This window comes from Variovorax sp. 01T439_2, from assembly GCF_056398445.1.
Window position 1 is genome coordinate 1 of the sequence record NZ_JBFTPJ010000838.1, and the last position, 3,475, is coordinate 3,475.

Sequence of the window (3,475 nt, forward strand, 5' to 3'; positions counted from 1 at the left end):
ATCCAGTCGTGTCAGATTCGGCCGGATGGCTACGGCTAGGGGACCGTGCAGATGAAGCCGAAGTGAAAGCTGCGACGGGTGAATACGGCGCCTTTCTCAACTTCCTTCACTTCGGAGAAGCAACGTTGACATTCCCGCAGACTCTGGCCTTCGCTACGGTCGGCTCGAACCCGAGTAGCAGCGGCAACGGCAGGTTGCGCGAGACTACTCCAAGTGGTTCTTGCACGGCTTCGAACGCTGGAGCGGCGCCTTGGAGCGCACCAATACCAGTGCGCCGATCATTTCACGACCCAGGACATCTCGATTGGTTGTGCGATGCTCTTGGCAGAGCATCTGGGACGTGCGAACGACTTCCCTCCTGCTGTGCACGCCTACGGGTCGCATGAAGCTGCGGCCACAGGAGAGTCCCTTTTGAATGTGGATTGCATCAGCCGTTGAGCGTGCGGCCGCCGTCGACGATGATTTCGGAGCCGACCGTCCATCGGGACTCGTCCGAAGCCAGGTACAGCACTGCCTTGGCGACTTCTTCCGGCGTGCCGAAACGGCCAAACGGAATGGTTGCGGCGATGTCCTTGTTGACCTGCGTGCGGTAGGCATCGGGAATGCCGAGCTTGTCGTACAGCGGCGTTTCGACCGGGCCGGGGCTGACGGCGTTGACGCGAATGCCGCGTCGGAGCAGTTCGCTCGAAAGCGTCTTCGACATGTTCAGAAACGCAGCCTTGGTCGCGGCATAAACCGACGAACGCTCCGCGCCGACGTGCGCATTGATCGACGTATTAAGCACCACCGATGCGGGGCTCGCAAAGACAGGCAGCAAGGCCTGGATCAGGAAGTATGGCCCCTTGACGTTGATACCGAACGAGCGATCGAACATTTCTTCCGTCCACTCTTCGATCGGCATCCAAACGGATACGCCAGCGTTGAGGAAGGCGATGTCGAGCTGACCATAGTGAGCCTGGACGGCTTGCGCCAACTCCTTCTGCGCAGCCACGTTGGCTGAATCGGCGCGCAGCACCAGAACTTCGCTGCCCAATTCCGCCTGGGCCTTGGCGAGGGAATCCGGATTGACGCCGGTGACGATGACACGCGCGCCCTCGGCGAGGAAGAGTCCGTTGTCGGCGACAAGTCTTGCATCGTGGCCCTTCAAATCCGATTGACGGATTCTTGCTCACGCAGCATACTAAGTAATATAGCTGTGTTGACGAACCATGTTGGCGAATGCAAATGATGCAGGGTGGATGCTCGCCTGCACCAATGGAACAGGGATTTGCTCGGCAGGGCAGCGGCACTGGAAGAGGGTCTTTTCTCTCAAGACAACACCAACCCTGGAGGTAGCATGAACAGACATTTCCCGCGACTCGCTGCGCTGTGGGCACTCTCGCTTGCGACGCTGGCGATGGCGCAATCGTCCGCAGACCTGCTGGCTGACGGCAAGACCACCGACAACGTGCTCGTTCACGGCATGGGCTACTCGGCGCAGCGTCACAGCCCGCTGTCCCAGATCAATACGCGGAACGCGCGCAAGCTCGTGCCGGTGTGGACGCAGAGTCTGGGCAACAACCTCGGCCAGGAGGCAATGCCGATCGTGCACGACGGCGTGCTGTATGTGCCGACGCATGACGCGACGGTCGCGATCGACGCGCTGACGGGCAAGCAACTCTGGAAGACAGGACTGGACTTCGCGGCAGACGTTCCCAAGTTTGTCTGCTGCGGCCTGGTCAACCGTGGCGTGGCCATCTTCGAGGGCAAGATCTTTCGCGGCACGCTGGATGCCCACCTGCAAGCGCTGGACGCGAAGAGCGGCAAGCAGTTGTGGAAGACGAGGCTCGCCGACTACAAGGAAGGCTATTCGGTGACGAGCGCGCCGCTCGTCGTCAACGGCCTGCTGATCTCGGGCATGTCCGGTGCCGAGTACGGGACGCGCGGCTTCATTGTCGGCATCGACCCCAGCACGGGCAAGGAGGTGTGGCGCCGCCACACGACGGCCGCCCCCGACACGAAGGGCGGGGAAACCTGGCCTGGTGACACTTACCTGAAAGGCGGTGGCTCGACCTGGTTGACGGGCAGCTATGACGCCGAACAGGACCTGGTCTTCTGGGGCACCGGCAACGCCGGCCCGTGGAACGCAGCCGTGCGCATGGGAGACAACCTGTACACGGCCTCGGTGCTCGCGTTGCGTCCGAAGACTGGCGAGATCGTTTGGCATTACCAGTTCAATCCGAACGACGCCTTCGACTATGACAGCGTCAATGAGATGGTCCTGGCCAACCTTAAGGTGAACGGTGAGATCAGGAAAGTCATCCTGCACGCCAACCGTAACGGCTTCCTCTACGTGCTCGACCGCACCAACGGAAAGGTGCTGGCGGCCAACACATTCGTGCCCAGGGTCAACTGGGCCACGGGCATCGACCTGAAGAGCGGCCGCCCGATCGAAACCGAGGTGACCGCCAAGGCGCGCAATGGCGAGAAGACCGAGGTCTGGCCCGGCGCGCTGGGCGCGAAGAATTGGCCGCCGATGTCGTTCAGCCCGAAGACGGGCTGGGTCTACCTGAACGCCATCCATGCGGGTATGCCGTACAAGACCGTCACACCCGAATACAAGCAGGGCGAGTTGTTCCTGGCGATCGATTTCACTGGCTTCACCTACCCCGACGGTCCGCGTGGCTTTCTGAAGGCCATCGATCCCGTGACCGGCAAGGAGAAGTGGTCGATTCCGCGCGACATCCCGAGCTACTCCGGCGTGCTGACCACCGACGGCGGCCTGGTCTTCACGGGCACCATGACGGGCGAGTTCGAGGCACGCGATGCCAGCACCGGGAAGTTGCTCTGGTCTTACCGCACGGGCTCGGCCTCGATGGGCCAGCCAATCACGTGGACCCACAAGGGCAGGCAATACGTGACGGCGCTTTCGGGCATCGGAGGGCTGTATCCGCTCTTCTCCGGTGACGAGCGCCTGGCCAGCGTTCCGGCAGGTGGTGCCGTGTGGACATTCGGTGTGCAGCAATGAGGTGTTCGATGACGCTGTCTGCCACCGCGGCCGTGCTGGCGGTCATCGGCCTGTGGGCACAGGTCACACAAGCCAACGCCCAAGCCAACCCCGCGGCGCCACCGACACTCGATCTGGAGGCGGCCCACGCTGGCCGCAGCCTCTACACCAAGAACTGCTCGCACTGCCACGGCTTCAACATGGTGAACCCGGGCACGGTGTCGTTCGACCTTCGCAAGTTCCCGAAGGAGGACTCGGACCGGTTCTTTCACTCAGTGAAGGAGGGTAAGGGTGCGATGCCGCCTTGGAAGAACTCGTTGACGGAGGACCAGATCAAGTTGATCTGGGTCTACGTGCAGACGGGGGGCAAGCTTTGATGCGCGCTCTCTGTGCAGCGTGGCTGGGCGCGTTCGCCATGAACGCCAGTGGGGCGGCCGGGACGGAGCCCCTGCGACTGTGCATGGCCGAAGACAGCGAGCCCTATTCCGC

The 3,475-nt window shown here is 62.2% G+C and carries 3 protein-coding genes; 2 read left to right on the forward strand and 1 reads right to left on the reverse strand.

Features of this window, described 5'->3' with window-relative positions; genetic code table 11:
• Positions 1-427: 427 nt before the first annotated feature.
• Positions 428-1,147 carry an SDR family oxidoreductase gene (locus AC1DOC_RS28545; protein ID WP_478131009.1) on the reverse strand — a complete coding sequence of 240 codons (720 nt, stop codon included), beginning with the start codon at positions 1,145-1,147 and terminating at the stop codon, positions 428-430.
• A gap of 189 nt (positions 1,148-1,336) precedes the next feature.
• Here AC1DOC_RS28545 and AC1DOC_RS28550 point away from each other — a divergent pair, with 189 nt between their 5' ends.
• Complete coding sequence (locus tag AC1DOC_RS28550; protein ID WP_478079744.1) at positions 1,337-3,007, forward strand: PQQ-dependent dehydrogenase, methanol/ethanol family; 1,671 nt, start codon at positions 1,337-1,339, stop codon at positions 3,005-3,007.
• Between the two features lie 8 nt (positions 3,008-3,015).
• Complete coding sequence (locus AC1DOC_RS28555; RefSeq protein WP_478079745.1) at positions 3,016-3,363, forward strand: c-type cytochrome; 348 nt, start codon at positions 3,016-3,018, stop codon at positions 3,361-3,363.
• The last annotated feature ends 112 nt before the right edge of the window (positions 3,364-3,475 follow it).

What these genes read in the sequence shown, in the direction of transcription:
- AC1DOC_RS28550 (WP_478079744.1), top strand. Translation starts at nt 1,337, where the DNA reads ATGAACAGACATTTCCCGCGACTCGCTGCGCTGTGGGCACTCTCGCTT.
- AC1DOC_RS28555 (WP_478079745.1), top strand. Translation starts at nt 3,016, where the DNA reads ATGACGCTGTCTGCCACCGCGGCCGTGCTGGCGGTCATCGGCCTGTGG.